Below are 15,308 nucleotides of genomic sequence, written 5' to 3'. Positions count from 1 at the left end.
CCGAAGGAATCAAGGCTCTGCGGTCGTCGGTTGTGATTTCTTGCCGCCTTTCAAGAGATCCGCAAAGGATGGCAACCATCCCTTCTTCTTCTTTGCAGCCTCGGCATCCGCCACCAGTTCCTCGGCAGAGAGCGGCTCGGCCGGATCGGCTTCCTCGATTGCACCCATGGCCTGCAACTGGTCCGGCGTCAGCTGAACCCGATCCGGCACCGATCCGGCAGGCTCGCGCAGCGCAAGGATCTTTCGCTTCGGACGGGGATCCGAGAGTTTCTTCAGGACCGGTTCGTCGCCGCCGACTGCGGCAGGCTCGGCGAGCGGAGCCTGCACTGCGGCTTCCGCGCGCGCCTGTTCCTCCAGTGCCCGCTGTTGCATCAGCATCTGCTGTTCGGCAGACGGACTGAACAGGCTCTTGCTGACAGCATTGACACCGAGCGTCGGCATTTCGTTCGGCACGAGGCTGCCGCTCGGCACAGGTTCGCCGGGCGCAGTCTGGGCGGTAGCTGGCTCCATGGCCTGCACGACTGCCGCCTGCTGCCTCTGACCGGCAGAGAACAGGCTGTTGCTCCTGGGCGAGGCATTGGTCGGCTGCATGGTGATGTCGCCGAGATCGGCGGAGGCATGGGAGGCGGCCTGAGAAGAATCGCCTTGCGTCGCCTGTTGCTGCAGGGCGAGAACTTCCGGCGGCGGTTCGGCAATGTCGCTATAGGCGGCGGCCATCGGCACCGGCTTGCGCTTCAGGCGCGCAGGGTCCGTCTCGTTCTGGGACGGCATTGAGGCCGATGCGTCGGCAACCTGTCCCGAAACGGCACTCACATAGGGATCGCGAAACGCCTTTTTGGCTCCGGAATTGCCGGACGCCTCTTCCGCAGCCGAGGCTTCTCCGAGCGAGAGCACTTCGTCCGCGCTCGTCTGGCAAGAGGCGAGCATCAGGCCGCTGGCGACGGCAAGAATGCCGAGGGTCGGTCTGCGAGTATGGGAATTGCTGGTCATGGCAGGTCTCCGTCATCGCTCCCATCGGGGAAGCAGGGAGGGCCGCCGGGGCGGCCCTCGTCTGATGCGGAGACTAGGCGCGCAAACTTGCGCGAAGCGGTGGACTTACCAGGCGCCGGTGTTCGGCATCGATGCCCAGGGCTCGGCGGGCGCCAGGTTTTCGCCCTTCTGCAGGATCTCGATCGAGATGCCATCCGGCGAGCGGACAAAGGCCATGTGGCCATCGCGGGGCGGACGGTTGATGGTGACGCCATTGTCCATCAGCTTCTGGCAGATCGCATAGATATCGTCGACCTCGTAGGCGAGGTGGCCGAAATTGCGGCCGCCTGTATAGTCTTCGGTATCCCAATTATAGGTGAGCTCGAGGCAGGGCGACATGTCGGCCTTAGCCTTTTCGAGATCCTTCTCGGCGGTCAGGAAGACCAGCGTGAAGCGTCCCTTCTCGTTTTCATACCTGCGGATTTCAGTGAGGCCGAACAGCTCACAATAAAAGTGCAGGGAAGCCTCGAGATCCTTCACTCGGACCATGGTGTGTAGGTAGCGCATGGGTGTTCTCCTTTGACCCGGACGATATGGAACAGCCGTCAGCTTCGAGCAAGGCTGCGGTGCAAAAGCAATTGGTGAAATGTAAAACTAGGGCTTGCGCAGATCCGTTGACCAAATGTTAATCTGAATCTCAAGAATCAGTTAACTGAGCAATGTGACGCGTTTTCGAGGGGCTTGGGAAAATGGCGGACAGGATATCATCGAAGGGGCTCGGCGAGTTCGAAGAGCTGTCCGGAGAGGCCGTAGACCTGATCGAGATCACCGGCGTCATCAAATGGTTCGATGTCGCCAAGGGGTTCGGCTTTATCGTTCCCGACAACGGCATGCAGGATGTCCTGCTGCACGTGACCTGCCTGCGTCGCGACGGCTACCAGACCATTCTGGAAGGCACGCGCATCGTGGCGCTCATCCAGAAGCGCGACCGCGGTTATCAGGCCTTCCGGATACTGTCGATGGACCAGTCGACCGCGATCCATCCATCGCAGATGCCGCCGGTCCGCACCCATGTCCAGGTTACGCCGACCAGCGGGCTTGAGCGCGCTTTGGTCAAGTGGTTCAACCGCACCAAGGGTTTCGGGTTCCTGACGCGCGGCGAGGGCACGGAAGACATCTTCGTCCACATGGAAACCCTGCGCCGGTTCGGTCTGACGGAACTTCGTCCGGGTCAGACGGTGCTCGTGCGCTTCGGACCGGGGGACAAGGGGCTGATGGCCGCCGAAATCCATCCGGACAATCCCGGCCCCGCAGCACGGGCGCATTGAGCCTATGGCCGGCATGTCAATTCTCCTGAGAAGCGCTCTTGCGGCGCTTTTCGTGTTTTTCGGTCCTGTTGCTTCTGCCTGGAGCGAGGTGATATTCGAGCGCGGTCAACTTGGCTTCGAGACAAGTGCCGGCGAGACCATCACGATCGACGTCGAATGGGCCCTGACGGCCGAACAGCGGGCGAGGGGACTGATGGAACGGCCGCCGCTTCCCGATCGAACCGGCATGTTGTTCGATTTCGGTGATACCCGCATGGTCACCATGTGGATGGCCAGCACGCCATCCTCGCTGGACATGATCTTCATCGACGAAACCGGCCGCATCGTTCGCATCGCAGAGCGCACCACGCCCCTGTCCGAATCGATCGTGTCCTCAGGCGAGCCGGTCCGCTACGCCCTGGAGATTCGCGGCGGCCATGCGGCCGAACTCGGGCTCGATACATCCGCGCGCCTGGTCTTGCCGCTCGATCTGCCGAAATGACGAAGTCTCCGCTCTCTGCCGCCTGAAAAATCAGTGCCGGTAAAACCGCTTTTTTACTGTTGCGGGGGCAGGGTGAACCGTGTATTCCGGCAACATTGCTGGAACGGAGTGTAGCGCAGCCTGGTAGCGCATCTGGTTTGGGACCAGAGGGTCGGGAGTTCGAATCTCTCCACTCCGACCAGCAATCAAAGACCGCCGGCTAAGGCGGTCGGGAAGTGTTCGGCAGGCTGCCTTGCCGTTGAAGTCTTGGAGATGGATGAGACCCATGTCTGCAAAGATCTACCGCCCCGCGAAAACCGCCATGCAGTCTGGCAAGGCGAAGACCCATCTCTGGGTTCTGGAATTCGACCAGTCCGCGCCGCGCAAGATCGATCCGATGATGGGTTACACGACCTCCGGAGACACCCGCCAGCAGGTCAAGCTGACCTTCGAAACGCTGGAGCAGGCCGAAGCCTATGCCACGCGCGAAGGCATCGACTATCGCGTGCTCCTGCCGAAGGAAGCCAAGCGCCAGGTCGTGTCCTACACCGACAACTTCCGCTACAATCGTCTGCAGCCCTGGACGCACTGAACCGGCTTCAACCGCTTTCTGCAGTCCTCAGACGGTCCCTTAGCTCAGCTGGATAGAGCAAGTGCCTTCTAAGCACTAGGTCGCAGGTTCGAGCCCTGCAGGGATCGCCATCCTCTGCCACAATGCATGACGACTAGCCGGGCCGCTGAGCTTCGTTATTCCGGCGTCCAAAAGACCTGTGCAGAATCGAAACAGCGAAACGTTTTCTCACCCATGCCAACCTTTCGGAAACTCTTGGGCGTCATGATGCGCTCACCAGAGGTTAACCATGTCCAGTCGCACCGCTTCATCCCGCCGCGCGCCCGCAAAGCGCCGCAAGTCGAGCCGTTCTTCCGCAGGTCAGGGCATGACATCCTGGCTCGTCATCCTGGCGGTGGTGGCCGGTGGAATTGCGCTCTATGACAACAGGGCCACCGTCCTCAAGGAACTGTCACCTTTGCTGTCGAAGGAGCGATCCGTCGCGGCGAGCCCGACGCCGAAACCGGATACGAGCCGGGAAAAGCAGCCACAGCCCAAGACGCAATCGACTGCCGCGAAGGGGCCCGTACCACCAGCTTCAGTCGGTGTGGCAAAGGCAGCGGTGCCTGCGTCACGGCCTGCCATTGCTTCGACCGAGACGGCTGCTCTGACGGGTGAGAATTTCTCCGGAAAGTTCTATTTCTGCGGCACGTCCGGCCTCGACAATTGCGTCATGAGCGGGGACACCTTCTGGTACCGCAAGACGAAGATCGTGCTGGCGGATATTGCCGCCCCGCGCACCGATGGCGCCGCCTGCCAGCAGGAACGCGACCGGGGCTTCGCCGCCAAGGTGCGGCTCAAGGATCTCTTGAGTTCTGGCCGATTCGATCTCGAGACGCTCAAGGTGCAAGCCACAGGTGCCGCAGCCGGGGTATTGCGCGTGGCGACCCGCGACGGTCGCTCGCTGGGCTCCATTCTCGTCTCGGAAGGTCTGGCCAAGCCGCGCATGGCGCGTCAGCAGAACTGGTGCCCCTGACGGCAGCTGAGTCTTGCCCTCAATGCAGAAGAGCCCGCCGCAGTGTCGCGGCGGGCTCTCTTGTTTTGTGCCTGACAGGCAGATCAGTGCAGGATCTGGCTGAGGAAGAGCTTGGTACGCTCGTGCTGCGGATTGTCGAAGAACTCGGCCGGCGAGTTCTGCTCGACGATCTGACCCTGGTCCATGAAGATCACGCGGTCGGCAACCTGGCGGGCGAAGCCCATTTCATGGGTGACGCAGATCATCGTCATGCCTTCTTCGGCAAGGCCGACCATGGTGTCGAGCACTTCCTTGACCATCTCAGGGTCGAGCGCCGAGGTCGGCTCGTCGAACAGCATGATCTTCGGCTTCATGCAGAGCGCACGAGCGATTGCCACACGCTGCTGCTGACCACCGGAGAGCTGGCCCGGATACTTGTTGGCCTGTTCCGGGATCTTGACGCGCTTCAGGAAGTGCATCGCGACTTCCTCAGCATCCTTCTTCGGCATCTTGCGCACCCAAATCGGTGCCAGCGTGCAGTTTTCCAGGATGGTCAGATGCGGGAACAGGTTGAAGTGCTGGAACACCATGCCGACTTCACGCCGAACTTCGTCGATCTTCTTCAGGTCGTTCGTCAGCTCGATATTGTCGACCAGGATATTGCCCGTTTGGTGTTCCTCAAGCCGATTGATGCAGCGGATCATCGTCGATTTTCCGGATCCGGACGGTCCGGCCACGACAATGCGTTCGCCCTTCATCACCTTGAGGTTGATGTCTCGCAGCACGTGGAAATCACCGTACCACTTGTTCATGTTGATCAGCTCGACCGCCACATCGGTGCCCGACACGGTCTTTTTAGCGGAGTTGGCTTCAGCCATTGTTTTTCCCCTTGTCCTTATCGCTTGTGGCCGGTGTCGAGGTGCCGCTCCATGAAGGCGGAGTAGCGCGACATGCCGAAGCAGAAGATCCAGAATACGAAGCCAGCGAAGATCAGACCCGTGAGCGGCGTCACAGGAGTGGCCCAGGTGGCATCGGTGAAGTTGAGACGGACGATGCCCAGGAGGTCGAACATGCCGATGATCGACACGAGCGAGGTATCCTTGAACAGACCGATGAAGGTGTTGACGATGCCCGGGATGACCAGCTTGATCGCCTGCGGCAGGATGATCAGGCGGGTCTTCTGCCAATAGGAGAGGCCGAGCGAGTCTGCGCCCTCATACTGTCCCTTCGGGATCGCCTGCAGGCCGCCGCGCACGACTTCCGCCATATAGGCAGAGGCAAACAGCGACACGCCGACCAGCGCGCGCAGGAAGTTGTCGATGGTCCAGCCCGTTGGCATGAACAGCGGCAGCATCACATTGGCCATGAAGAGCACTGTGATCAGCGGCACGCCGCGAACGACTTCAATGAAGACGACACAGATCATCTTGATGATAGGCATGTCCGAACGGCGGCCGAGTGCCAGCAGGATGCCGAGCGGCAGCGAGACGGCGATGCCCACGAAGGACAGGATCAGCGTCACCATCAGGCCGCCCCAGAGCGGTGTTTCGACTTCCGTGAGGCCGAACCCGCCATGCAGCAGGAAGAAGGCGACGACCGGGAAGACGATGAACAGCAGAAGGGCGTTGAGGCCCTTGCGCGGCGCCTTGGGGATCAGCATCGGCACCAGGAGTGCGACGAACATCACGCCGACGAGGATAACGCGCCAGCGTTCCTCGAGCGGGTAGCGCCCGAAGATGAACTGCGAGAACCGGCTCTCGACGAAGGCCCAGCAGGCGCCTTTCCAACCGTCAGGCTGAGTGCCGCCCTGCGCGATCGTTGCGCAGACAGAGCGATCGGCACCGAACCACGCAGCGTCGAGGAACAGGAAGTTGATGGCCCCGGGCAGGATCAGAGCCAGCACGGCAAGCCCGATGATGGTCAGGACGACATCCTTCGGGGTTGCCAGAAGATTCTTTCGAACCCAGCCCACGACGCTCGCTTCCGAGGTCGGTGGGGGCAGCGGAGCCAGCATTTCCTGGCGGATATAAGTGACTTCAGACGCCATGATCAACGCTCCACCAGGGCCATTCTTGCATTGAACCAGTTCATGAAGAGCGAGGTCACAATGCTGATGGAGAGATAGACCACCAGCCAGATCGATACGATCTCGATCGCCTGGCCGGTCTGGTTGAGAGTGGTCCCGCCGGTAGAGACCAGTTCGGGGAAGCCTACGGCGACACCGAGAGACGAGTTTTTCGTCAGGTTCAGATACTGGCTGGTGAGCGGCGGAATGATGATGCGCATCGCCTGCGGCACGATCACAAGACGCGTCGTGGTCGACGGCTGCAGGCCGAGCGCGGACGCAGCCTCGGTCTGTCCCTTCGAGACACCCTTGATGCCGGCACGGATGATTTCCGCGATGAAGGCAGCGGTGTAGAAGGACAGCGCGAGATAAAGCGCAACGAACTCCGGTGCGATGACAGCGCCGCCGGACATGTTGAAACGGCTTGCGACCGGGTAGTCGAACGTCAATGGCGAGCCGGCCGCCAGGAAGGCGAGAACGGGCAGGCCGATGATCAGGCCGAGGCTGACCCAACCGGTCGGGAAGATCTGGCCGGTGCGCATCTGCCGCGCCTTCGCCCAGCGAGAAACGACGATGGCCGCGATGATGCCGACGACGATCGCTATCGGGATCATGCCCGCGCCATCACCCCAGATCGGCTTCGGGAAGGCGAGACCACGATTGTTGAGGAAGGTCGAGAACGGCAGTTCCAGCGAATCGCGCGGCTGCGGCAGGGTCGAAAGCACGCCCGAATACCAGAAGAAGATGACGAGCAGCGGCGGCAGGTTGCGGAAGGCTTCCACATAGACAGTGCAGAGCTTGGCGATCAGCCAGTTCCGCGACAGACGACCGATACCGATGAGAAAGCCGATCACGGTCGCTGTCACGATACCGGTTGCGGCGACCAGCAGCGTATTCAGCAGGCCGACGAGAATTGCCCTGCCATAGGTCGAATCCGACGTGTAGGCGATCAGGCTCTGCCCGATGTCGAAACCGGCACGGCCGTTCAGAAAGTCATAGCCCGTGGCGGTGTTGCTGCGGGCGAGGTTTGCGATGGTGTTGTTTGCAATGGTCCAGACGATAAACGTCATGACGGCGATCGTAGCGATCTGAAAGAAGATCGATCTTACTTTCGGATCGTAGATCAGCGAGCCAAGGCTCCGCCCTTCGGCGGGCAAACTGGTGGCGTGATCTGTCATGCTGTGCCAAATCCCCGAGGCTTCTGTGAGCCCTAAATGTTATTGTTTTTCGAGACAGCCGGCATTCTCTGATATCGCCGCTGACCGCAGCGCGTGTGCCGGTCTGAACACGTAGTCTGGATAAGCGCGAGGCGGCTTTCGCCGCCTCGCAAAGTCCAGCCTGATCTTAGCGGACCGGCGGTGCGTACTGCAGGCCACCGTTGGTCCACAGGGCGTTCACGCCGCGCTCGATCTTGAGCGGGGTGTTGGCGCCGATGTTGCGCTCGAAGACTTCGCCGTAGTTACCGACGCCCTTGATGATGTTGTAGGCCCAGTCATTGGTGAGGCCGAGGTCGGTACCGATCTTGGTGTCGGCTTCGGCGCCGAGGAAGCGCTTGATGTCCGGGTTGGTCGAAGACGACTTGATTTCGTCGACATTGGCCTGGGTGATGCCGAATTCTTCGGCCTGTACCAGGGCGTAGTGGGTCCACGAAACGATGTCGAACCACTGGTCGTCACCCTGACGAACGGCCGGACCAAGCGGCTCCTTCGAGATGATTTCCGGCAGGATCATGTGATCGTCCGGGTTGGTCAGCGTCAGACGCAGCGAATACAGGCCCGACTGGTCGGTCGTGTAAACGTCGCAACGGCCAGCCTGATAGGCAGCGTTGACTTCTTCCAGCTTTTCGAAAACGACCGGCTTGTACTCGAGGTTGTTGGCCTTGAAGTAGTCGGCGAGGTTGAGTTCGGTCGTGGTGCCGGACTGAACGCAGACGGCGGCGCCCGAGAGCTCGAGAGCGGATTTGACGTTCAGGCCCTTGGTGACCATGAAGCCCTGACCGTCATAGTAGTTGACGGTACGGAAGTTGAAGCCGAGCGCGGTGTCGCGGCTGATGGTCCAGGTGGTGTTGCGTGCGAGCATGTCGACTTCGCCAGACTGCAGCGCCGTGAAGCGGCTCTGGGCGGTGGTCGGCGTGTACTTGACCTTGGTGGCGTCACCAAAGACGGCGGCAGCAACGGCCTTGCAGTAATCGACGTCGAAACCGGTCCAGTTACCGGCAGCATCCGGCGAAGCGAAGCCGGCGAGACCCGTGTTCACGCCGCACTGGACGAAACCCTTGGCCTTCACGTCATCAAGCGTCGCGGCGGAAGCTGCGGACGCGCCAAAACCCAGGACCGCAGCGCCGATGGCAGCTGACAGGAACTTGTTGTTCATTTTTCCCAACCTTTTTTCTCTTGTTGTATGCCAGCGACGGCCACCAGCCGAATTCAGCGGTGCGCGTCGGCTCGCAGCCTCCCGGTGCGAGCATTCATATTCCATTCGTAAATTCATGCAGGGTCAAGTCTTTATGCCGTAGAACGGCCACAAAAGCGCGAATTTACCAAATTCGCCCTCCAAATAGGCAAAAATGTGTGGTTTTTAGCCTGAAGTGATGAAATTCGCGCCTTTTTGACTGTTCTGATGTGCTCGAACTGCAAGACTTGCGCCGCGGATCACGGAATTGTGCAACTTGACCGCTCTTCAATGAGGCGCGAAAACCAAGACATCCGAGCCTGAGGAATCGTCAATCCATGAGCAAATCCAAAGACTGGCTGGCGTCTGCCGGCACCGACACGAGACTGTGCCATATCGGCTATGATCCGGCCGACTACCACGGCTTCGTCAATCCACCGGTCGTGCATGCCTCCACAGTCCTGTTTCCCAATGCGCGGGCCATGGAAACGCGTACGCAGCCCTACACCTATGGCACGCGCGGAACGCCGACGACGGATGCTCTGTGCCGTGCGATTGATGAACTGGAGGGATCGGCCGGAACGATCCTGGTGCCGTCGGGCCTGGCTGCGATCACGGTTCCCTTTCTCGCCTTTCTGTCGGCCGGTGACCATGCGCTCATCGTCGATTCCGTCTATTCGCCCTGCCGCCACTTCTGCGACACGATGCTGACCCGCCTCGGGGTCGAGGTGGAGTATTACGATCCCGAGATCGGATCCGACATCGAGCGTCTGATCCGCCCGAACACCAGACTGGTGCATACCGAAGCGCCGGGCTCCAACACCATGGAAATGCAGGATATCAGAGCGATCTCCGACGCGGCGCACAAGCATGGTTGCGTGGTCACGATCGACAACACCTGGGCGACGCCGCTCTATTTCCGCGCCCTGGATTTTGGCGCCGACATCTCCATCCACGCCGCCACGAAATATCCGTCGGGCCATTCCGACATCCTGATGGGGACCGTTTCTGCCAATGCCAAGCACTGGCCGGTGCTGAAGGAAGCGAACATCACGCTCGGCATCTGCGGCGCTCCCGATGACAGCTATCAGATCCTGCGGGGCCTGCGCACGATGGGCCTGCGTCTAGAGCACCATTGCAAGAGTGCTCTTTCGGTCGCGCGCTGGCTGGAAGGCCGAGACGACGTTGGGCAGGTCCTGCATCCGGCGCTTGAAAGCTTTCCCGGTCATGCCATCTGGAAGCGCGACTTCAAGGGCGCGAGCGGCGTCTTCTCCTTCGTCCTTCCGGCAGCCTCCAAGGACAAGATCAAGCCGAAGGCGCACGCTTTCCTCGATGCCCTGCAGCTTTTTGGCTTGGGCTGGTCCTGGGGCGGTTACGAGAGCCTCGCGGTTCTCGTCAATCTCGAAGACCGCAAGATCCGCAAGGGTCCCACCGACGGCGCCGTGATCAGGCTCCAGATCGGCCTCGAGAATGTCGAGGACATCTGCGCTGATCTCGAGCGTGGATTTGCAGCGGCAGCGTCTGTCTGACGCCAAAATCGCTCAGCCGTCGATGCGGTGGCCGTAGAGCCAGTCCAGGTCGGCGGCGAGCGTCTCGGGTGAACGCAGCGACAAAACGATGTCTCGTCCGAGGCGGAATGGGCCGCGCGCATGGTAGGCGAAGCGGTTGAAATCGCCGCGTGCCTTGACCCGGGCAGCGCGCGCCTTGCGTTCGCTCGTAAAGGCGGCAAGGGCCGAGGGCAGGGGTGCCCGAGCGACATGGGCCGCCAGAGCAAAGGCATCCTCGATCGCCATGGCCGCACCCTGCGCGGAAAAGGGCATCATCGCATGCGCCGCATCCCCGATCAGGACCGTATCGCGCCCATTGTGCCAGTTGCCCTCTGAAGCCTGATAGAGCGGCCAGAAAGTGGGGCGCTCCGCGCCGGCCAGAATTGTTCTGATGTCGCGATGCCAGCCTGAAAACTGTTCGAGCAGCATCGCGCGTCGCGCCGCATCCGCATCGATGGCCCAGCTTTCGTCGCTCCTCGTGCCGGCTGCAATGGCAACCAAATTGAAGCCCTCGATCTCGTTCAGTGGATAGCTGACGAGATGCGCCTTGGCGCCGAGATAGGCAGTCACACCCGTCCGCGACAGGAAGGCGGGCGCCGCAGCCCGGCTGATGGTGAAGCGCCAGGCGATGTTGCCGGAAAAGCTGACGCTCGGCGCACCGGTGATCGCATCGCGGGCGACCGACCAGGCGCCATCGGCGCCAATGACCAGATCGGGTTTGCGCTGAGTGATTGCGGCGAGAGCGTCAATGCCTACGCCCTGCACCCGATGGCCGAGATGCATGCGGCACAGCGGTTGATTGAGCACGGCCCGCAGAAGCCCTTGCTGGAGTGTCGAGCGGTGGAGAACGCCGTAAGGATGACCCCAGCGCTTCCTCGCGAATTGACCGGCGGGTACCGATGCAAGGGGGCGAAGGTCCTTGCCTGAAACCAGGCTGATCGCCGTCGGCTCCAGCCAGTGACGTTCGAGTTCGCCGAGCACGCCAAGCGCGTCGAGGACGCGGGTCGCATTCGGCGATAGCTGGAGGCCGGCGCCGACTTCTCCGAGTTGCGGTGCCTGCTCGATGATATCGGACGAAATGCCCTTGGCGGCCAGCGACAGGGCAGCAGTCAGCCCCGCCACCCCGGCTCCGACGATGGCGGCGTGCTTGATGGACATGAAATCTATGCCGATCGTGACGCCGCGGTCACGCCGCCTTGATGTGGAAGACGCAGCCCGGCGGGTTGGTCTGTTCGGCCTTCAGGCTCGGATTGTAGCGGAAGAGCGTCGAGCAGTAGGAGCAGACCTTTTCGTTGTCATGTCCCATGTCGATGAAGATATGCGGATGGTCGTAGGGCACAGAGGCGCCGGTGCACATGAATTCTTTCACGCCGACTTCGATCACTCGGTGACCGCCGTCGTTCTGGAAATGGGGAATGGTGTGGCCGGCCATGACTTGCTCCGAATGCTGTGCGAATTTGCGCGGACATTAGCGCCGTCATCGCCAAATGTGTAGAGCCGGGCGGACGCAAAAGTCACAGAAAATCTGCCTGCGGCAATTGATGTCACCGTAACCATGGCTATGGTTGCCGGCCCATGCTCACAAGGACTGATCGATGAATCTCGACGCGCCGCCGTTTTCCAGCTTCCGCAACGATGGGCTAGACCTCGCCTATTTTGATGATGGAGATCCGGCCGGCGATCCGGTGCTGCTGATTCACGGCTTTGCTTCCTCGGCAAGCGTCAACTGGGTCTATCCCGGCTGGTTGCGCACGTTGGGCGATGCCGGCTACCGGGTGATCGCCATCGACAATCGCGGCCATGGCGCAAGCGCCAAGCCGCATGATCCGGAAGCTTACCATCCGACGGCGATGGCCGCTGATGCCGCAGCATTGCTCACCCATCTCGGGATCGCCGATGCCCATGTCATGGGCTATTCCATGGGCGCCCGGATTTCCGCTTTCCTGGCGATCGAACATCCCGACCGCGTTCGCTCGCTGATCTTCGGCGGCCTCGGTATCGGCATGTGCGACGGTGTGGGCGACTGGGATCCGATCGCCGACGCACTGCTTGCGCCCTCGCTCGAAGACGTGACCCACGAGCGTGGCCGCATGTTCCGCGCCTTTGCGGACCAGACGAAGTCAGACCGTCTGGCACTTGCCGCCTGCATTCGCACCTCCCGGGACCTGGTGCGTCGGGAGGATATAGCCAGGGTCGAGATCCCGACCTTGATCGGCGTGGGGACCAAGGATGACATTGCCGGATCGCCGCATGCGCTGGCCGAACTGATGCCGCGAGCCGTGGCGCTCGATATCCCCAATCGCGACCATATGCTGGCGGTTGGCGACCGGGTGTTCAAGAAGGCGGCCCTCGACTTCTATTCGGAACTAGCCGGAAACTGAAACTCAGCGGCCGGTGAAAACAGGCCGTCGGCGTTCGGCGAAGGCTGAGCGGCCCTCGCGATAGTCAGCGCTTTCGAAGGTCGTTGCACCAATAATCTCGGCTTCGCGCAGCAGGTCATCATCGGCCTGTTCGACGGCGCGCAGGGCCAGTTTCGACGCGCGCAGCGACAAGGGGGCATTCGCGGCAATGGTGTCGGCCAGCATTTTTACGCGCTGCTCCAGTTCGTCGGGCTCGGTGATTTCAGACAGAAAGCCGCAGCCGAACAGGTCTGAGGCCTTCATCGCGGCGCCGGTGTAAAGCGCGCGCCGTGCCATCTGGCTTCCAAGGCCACGGACAAAATCCTGGACGGCATCGGCCGGATAGGCAAGGCCGAGTCTGGCGGCGGGCACCGCAAACACCGCATCGGATGCCGCAATCCTCAAGTCGGTCGCCGCCGCGAGGCCGAAGCCGCCGCCATAGCAGACGCCCCTGATCGCCGCGATCATCGGAACCGGCGCTTCCCGGATGGCTGCAAACGCGCGGCTGTTCGAGGCCTCATAGACGCGTGCGGTCTGAGTATCCTTGCGTAATTCGGTAAATTCCGAAATGTCTGCTCCGGCGCTGAAGTCTGCGGTGCCGGCCCCGGAAATCACGATCACGCGTGCCTCCGCCTCGACATGCAGCCAATGAATGGCCTCGGGGATCGCCCGCCACATGGCCGCCGTAACGGCATTCTTGCGTTGCGGATTGTCGAGGATCAACAGCCCCGTTCCGGCTTCAACGAAAGCTTTGATAAAGCCATTGGCGAAGCTGATCGACTGTTTCATGCGGCCCCCATTTGAGTTCATCAGGTCTTGGACTATATAAGGCGTCTCTACGACGAATGAGGAGACCGGCAATGGTCGCACACAACGACGTCCTCAAGACCGAGACTGTCAAGTCCATGGATCCGATCTGGGATAGCCTGCGGCATGAAGCCCGCGTGGCCGCCGATCGCGATCCTATGCTGGCGGCCTTCTTCCACTCGACGGTCCTCAGCCACCGCTCGCTAGAGGATTGTGTTATCTACCGGATCTGCGAACGGCTCGATCACTCCGACGTGCCCGCGATCGTGTTGCGTCAGGCTTTCGAAGCGATGATGGCCGACTGGCCGGAATGGACCGGTATTCTCCGCGTCGACATCCAGGCCGTCTACGACCGCGATCCGGCCTGCACGAGGTTCCTCGAGCCGGTGCTCTATTTCAAGGGATTCCATGCGATCCAGACCCACCGTCTGGCCCATTGGCTGTGGAACAATGGTCGCAAGGACTTTGCGCTTTACCTGCAAAGCCGCTCGTCCAACATGTTCCAGACCGACATCAACCCGGCCGCACGGATCGGCAAGGGCATCTTCCTCGATCACGCCACCGGTCTCGTCGTTGGCGAAACCGCACGCATCGGAGACAATGTTTCCATTCTTCATGGTGTTACCCTGGGTGGTACCGGCAAGGAAGGTGCAGATCGACATCCGAAGATCGGTGATGGCGTGATGATCGGAGCAGGTGCCAAGGTCCTCGGCAACATTGAAGTGGGCAGCTGCTCGCGCATCGCTGCAGGTTCTGTCGTTCTAAAGCCCGTGCCGAAATGCACAACAGTCGCCGGCGTTCCCGCACGCGTGGTCGGGGAGGCGGGTTGTGCCGAGCCGGCGCGCTCAATGGACCAGATGATCGCTTCGGACGACTGACAGCACGAGAACGTGAACGGCAAGGTTTGCCCGGGTTCCCTGGGGCAAACTTCACTTCGCGTCTTTACAGGTCCGGAATGCCCGTGCGACAAGCGCGCACCCCAGAAACAGTCCACGGAGACGCAGTGTGAAGCCCGAAGAACTGAAGAAGCTCGACGCCTATTTCAAGCGCACCTTCAACCCGACGATGAGTGTGAAGGCCCGTCCGCGCAAGGACGATTCCGCTGAAGTGTATGTCGGTGACGAGTTCCTCGGCGTTGTCTTCAAGGACGACGAAGACGGCGATCTCTCCTACAATTTCTCGATGGCGATCCTCGACGTCGACCTTTGATCGCAGGGATCTCTGCAAGGCGCTGAAGAGCGCTAGCGCGCCAAAAGAAGTGTCATGAAGATGGGGCTGCGCCTGTTGGTGCGGCCCCATTTCCTTATCCGGCTTACAATTGACGATTGTTGTGCGCCGCACAAATTCACTTGACCCTTTTTGTGCGACTGCTATCTTCGCGCTATCTGATATGCCCAACAAGGAGGAGTGTCCGCATGATCAATATCGATGACGCCAGCAAGAAGGGCAAGGAAGCCATGGAAGCCATGATGAAGAACTATTCGGAAGTCACCAAGGGTTTTCAGGCGATCGCCACAGAAGCGACCGACTACTCCAAGAAGTCGTTCCAGGACATGGCGTCCTACATGGAAGCCCTGACATCGGTGAAGAGCGTTGAAGCTGCTTTCGAGCTCCAGACGACCTTCATGAAGTCCTCCTATGAGAGTTTCGTTGCCGAAGCGACCAAGATGGGCGAAATGTATGCTGATCTCGCCAAGATCGCTTACAAGCCCTACGAGGGTGTTGTCGGCAAGGCCATGGCGCCAATGTCTTCTGCTGCCTGATCGAAGCTTGCGCG

18 protein-coding genes and 2 tRNA genes are annotated in these 15,308 nt (G+C 60.9%); 11 read left to right on the top strand and 9 right to left on the bottom strand.

Annotation, left to right across the window (positions count from 1 at the left end; all coding sequences use genetic code 11):
* Positions 1–9: 9 nt before the first annotated feature.
* The gene (locus BSY240_RS03860) at positions 10–990 is read right to left on the bottom strand and encodes a hypothetical protein (RefSeq protein ID WP_069041467.1); all 981 of its coding nucleotides are present in this window, start codon (positions 988–990) and stop codon (positions 10–12) included.
* A 105-nt stretch (positions 991–1,095) separates the two neighbouring features.
* Positions 1,096–1,536 (bottom strand): lactoylglutathione lyase, encoded by a 441-nt coding sequence (gloA, locus tag BSY240_RS03855; RefSeq protein WP_069041466.1) that lies wholly within the window; start codon positions 1,534–1,536, stop codon positions 1,096–1,098.
* A gap of 182 nt (positions 1,537–1,718) precedes the next feature.
* Here gloA and BSY240_RS03850 point away from each other — a divergent pair, with 182 nt between their 5' ends.
* The 6 genes from BSY240_RS03850 to BSY240_RS03825 all read left to right on the top strand — a co-directional run bounded on the left by BSY240_RS03850 (position 1,719) and on the right by BSY240_RS03825 (position 4,343).
* Positions 1,719–2,297 carry a cold-shock protein gene (locus tag BSY240_RS03850; RefSeq protein WP_054151282.1) on the top strand — a complete coding sequence of 193 codons (579 nt, stop codon included), beginning with the start codon at positions 1,719–1,721 and terminating at the stop codon, positions 2,295–2,297.
* Positions 2,298–2,301: 4 nt separating this feature from the next.
* Positions 2,302–2,778, top strand: a complete 477-nt coding sequence (locus tag BSY240_RS03845; RefSeq protein ID WP_054151283.1) for a DUF192 domain-containing protein — start codon at positions 2,302–2,304, stop codon at positions 2,776–2,778.
* Between the two features lie 104 nt (positions 2,779–2,882).
* Positions 2,883–2,959: transfer RNA gene (locus BSY240_RS03840), tRNA-Pro, on the top strand.
* A gap of 84 nt (positions 2,960–3,043) precedes the next feature.
* Positions 3,044–3,349, top strand: coding sequence for an ETC complex I subunit (locus BSY240_RS03835; RefSeq protein ID WP_069041465.1), 306 nt, complete (start codon positions 3,044–3,046; stop codon positions 3,347–3,349).
* A gap of 33 nt (positions 3,350–3,382) precedes the next feature.
* Positions 3,383–3,459, top strand: a tRNA-Arg gene (locus BSY240_RS03830).
* A gap of 158 nt (positions 3,460–3,617) precedes the next feature.
* Positions 3,618–4,343, top strand: a complete 726-nt coding sequence (locus BSY240_RS03825) for a nuclease (protein WP_069041464.1) — start codon at positions 3,618–3,620, stop codon at positions 4,341–4,343.
* Between the two features lie 83 nt (positions 4,344–4,426).
* On the opposite strand, the gene BSY240_RS03820 is transcribed toward BSY240_RS03825, so the two are convergent.
* The 4 genes from BSY240_RS03820 to BSY240_RS03805 all read right to left on the bottom strand — a co-directional run bounded on the left by BSY240_RS03820 (position 4,427) and on the right by BSY240_RS03805 (position 8,760).
* Positions 4,427–5,200: an amino acid ABC transporter ATP-binding protein gene (locus BSY240_RS03820; protein ID WP_054151286.1), complete on the bottom strand. Its 774-nt coding sequence runs from the start codon at positions 5,198–5,200 to the stop codon at positions 4,427–4,429.
* A gap of 17 nt (positions 5,201–5,217) precedes the next feature.
* Positions 5,218–6,369 carry an amino acid ABC transporter permease gene (locus tag BSY240_RS03815; RefSeq protein ID WP_054151287.1) on the bottom strand — a complete coding sequence of 384 codons (1,152 nt, stop codon included), beginning with the start codon at positions 6,367–6,369 and terminating at the stop codon, positions 5,218–5,220.
* Positions 6,370–6,371: 2 nt separating this feature from the next.
* Positions 6,372–7,565: an amino acid ABC transporter permease gene (locus BSY240_RS03810; protein WP_054151288.1), complete on the bottom strand. Its 1,194-nt coding sequence runs from the start codon at positions 7,563–7,565 to the stop codon at positions 6,372–6,374.
* Positions 7,566–7,731: 166 nt separating this feature from the next.
* Complete coding sequence (locus BSY240_RS03805) at positions 7,732–8,760, bottom strand: amino acid ABC transporter substrate-binding protein (protein ID WP_054151289.1); 1,029 nt, start codon at positions 8,758–8,760, stop codon at positions 7,732–7,734.
* Positions 8,761–9,116: 356 nt separating this feature from the next.
* Here BSY240_RS03805 and BSY240_RS03800 point away from each other — a divergent pair, with 356 nt between their 5' ends.
* A complete protein-coding gene (locus BSY240_RS03800; RefSeq protein WP_069041463.1) occupies positions 9,117–10,307 on the top strand; it encodes a cystathionine beta-lyase in 1,191 nt (396 codons plus the stop codon).
* A gap of 12 nt (positions 10,308–10,319) precedes the next feature.
* On the opposite strand, the gene BSY240_RS03795 is transcribed toward BSY240_RS03800, so the two are convergent.
* Positions 10,320–11,483: an FAD-dependent monooxygenase gene (locus BSY240_RS03795; RefSeq protein ID WP_069041462.1), complete on the bottom strand. Its 1,164-nt coding sequence runs from the start codon at positions 11,481–11,483 to the stop codon at positions 10,320–10,322.
* 28 nt (positions 11,484–11,511) lie between these two features.
* Positions 11,512–11,757, bottom strand: a complete 246-nt coding sequence (locus BSY240_RS03790; protein WP_054151292.1) for a zinc-finger domain-containing protein — start codon at positions 11,755–11,757, stop codon at positions 11,512–11,514.
* A 163-nt stretch (positions 11,758–11,920) separates the two neighbouring features.
* Here BSY240_RS03790 and BSY240_RS03785 point away from each other — a divergent pair, with 163 nt between their 5' ends.
* Positions 11,921–12,706 (top strand): alpha/beta fold hydrolase, encoded by a 786-nt coding sequence (locus BSY240_RS03785; protein WP_069041461.1) that lies wholly within the window; start codon positions 11,921–11,923, stop codon positions 12,704–12,706.
* Positions 12,707–12,709: 3 nt separating this feature from the next.
* Here the strand turns inward: BSY240_RS03785 and BSY240_RS03780 are convergent, their stop codons facing one another.
* The gene (locus BSY240_RS03780) at positions 12,710–13,513 is read right to left on the bottom strand and encodes an enoyl-CoA hydratase-related protein (protein WP_069041460.1); all 804 of its coding nucleotides are present in this window, start codon (positions 13,511–13,513) and stop codon (positions 12,710–12,712) included.
* Positions 13,514–13,584: 71 nt separating this feature from the next.
* Between BSY240_RS03780 and cysE the strand changes: the two genes are divergently transcribed.
* From cysE to BSY240_RS03765, 3 genes are all read left to right on the top strand, one after another.
* The gene (gene cysE, locus BSY240_RS03775; protein WP_069041459.1) at positions 13,585–14,409 is read left to right on the top strand and encodes a serine O-acetyltransferase; all 825 of its coding nucleotides are present in this window, start codon (positions 13,585–13,587) and stop codon (positions 14,407–14,409) included.
* A 127-nt stretch (positions 14,410–14,536) separates the two neighbouring features.
* Complete coding sequence (locus tag BSY240_RS03770; RefSeq protein ID WP_006728476.1) at positions 14,537–14,740, top strand: DUF3126 family protein; 204 nt, start codon at positions 14,537–14,539, stop codon at positions 14,738–14,740.
* A 206-nt stretch (positions 14,741–14,946) separates the two neighbouring features.
* On the top strand, positions 14,947–15,294 hold the full coding sequence (locus BSY240_RS03765; protein ID WP_069041458.1) for a phasin family protein: 348 nt from the start codon (positions 14,947–14,949) through the stop codon (positions 15,292–15,294).
* Positions 15,295–15,308 lie beyond the last annotated feature (14 nt).

Source organism: Agrobacterium sp. RAC06 (assembly GCF_001713475.1).
Taxonomy (GTDB): domain Bacteria; phylum Pseudomonadota; class Alphaproteobacteria; order Rhizobiales; family Rhizobiaceae; genus Allorhizobium.
Note: the sequence above shows the minus strand (reverse complement) of the source record. Positions and strands in the feature narration are given on the sequence as shown.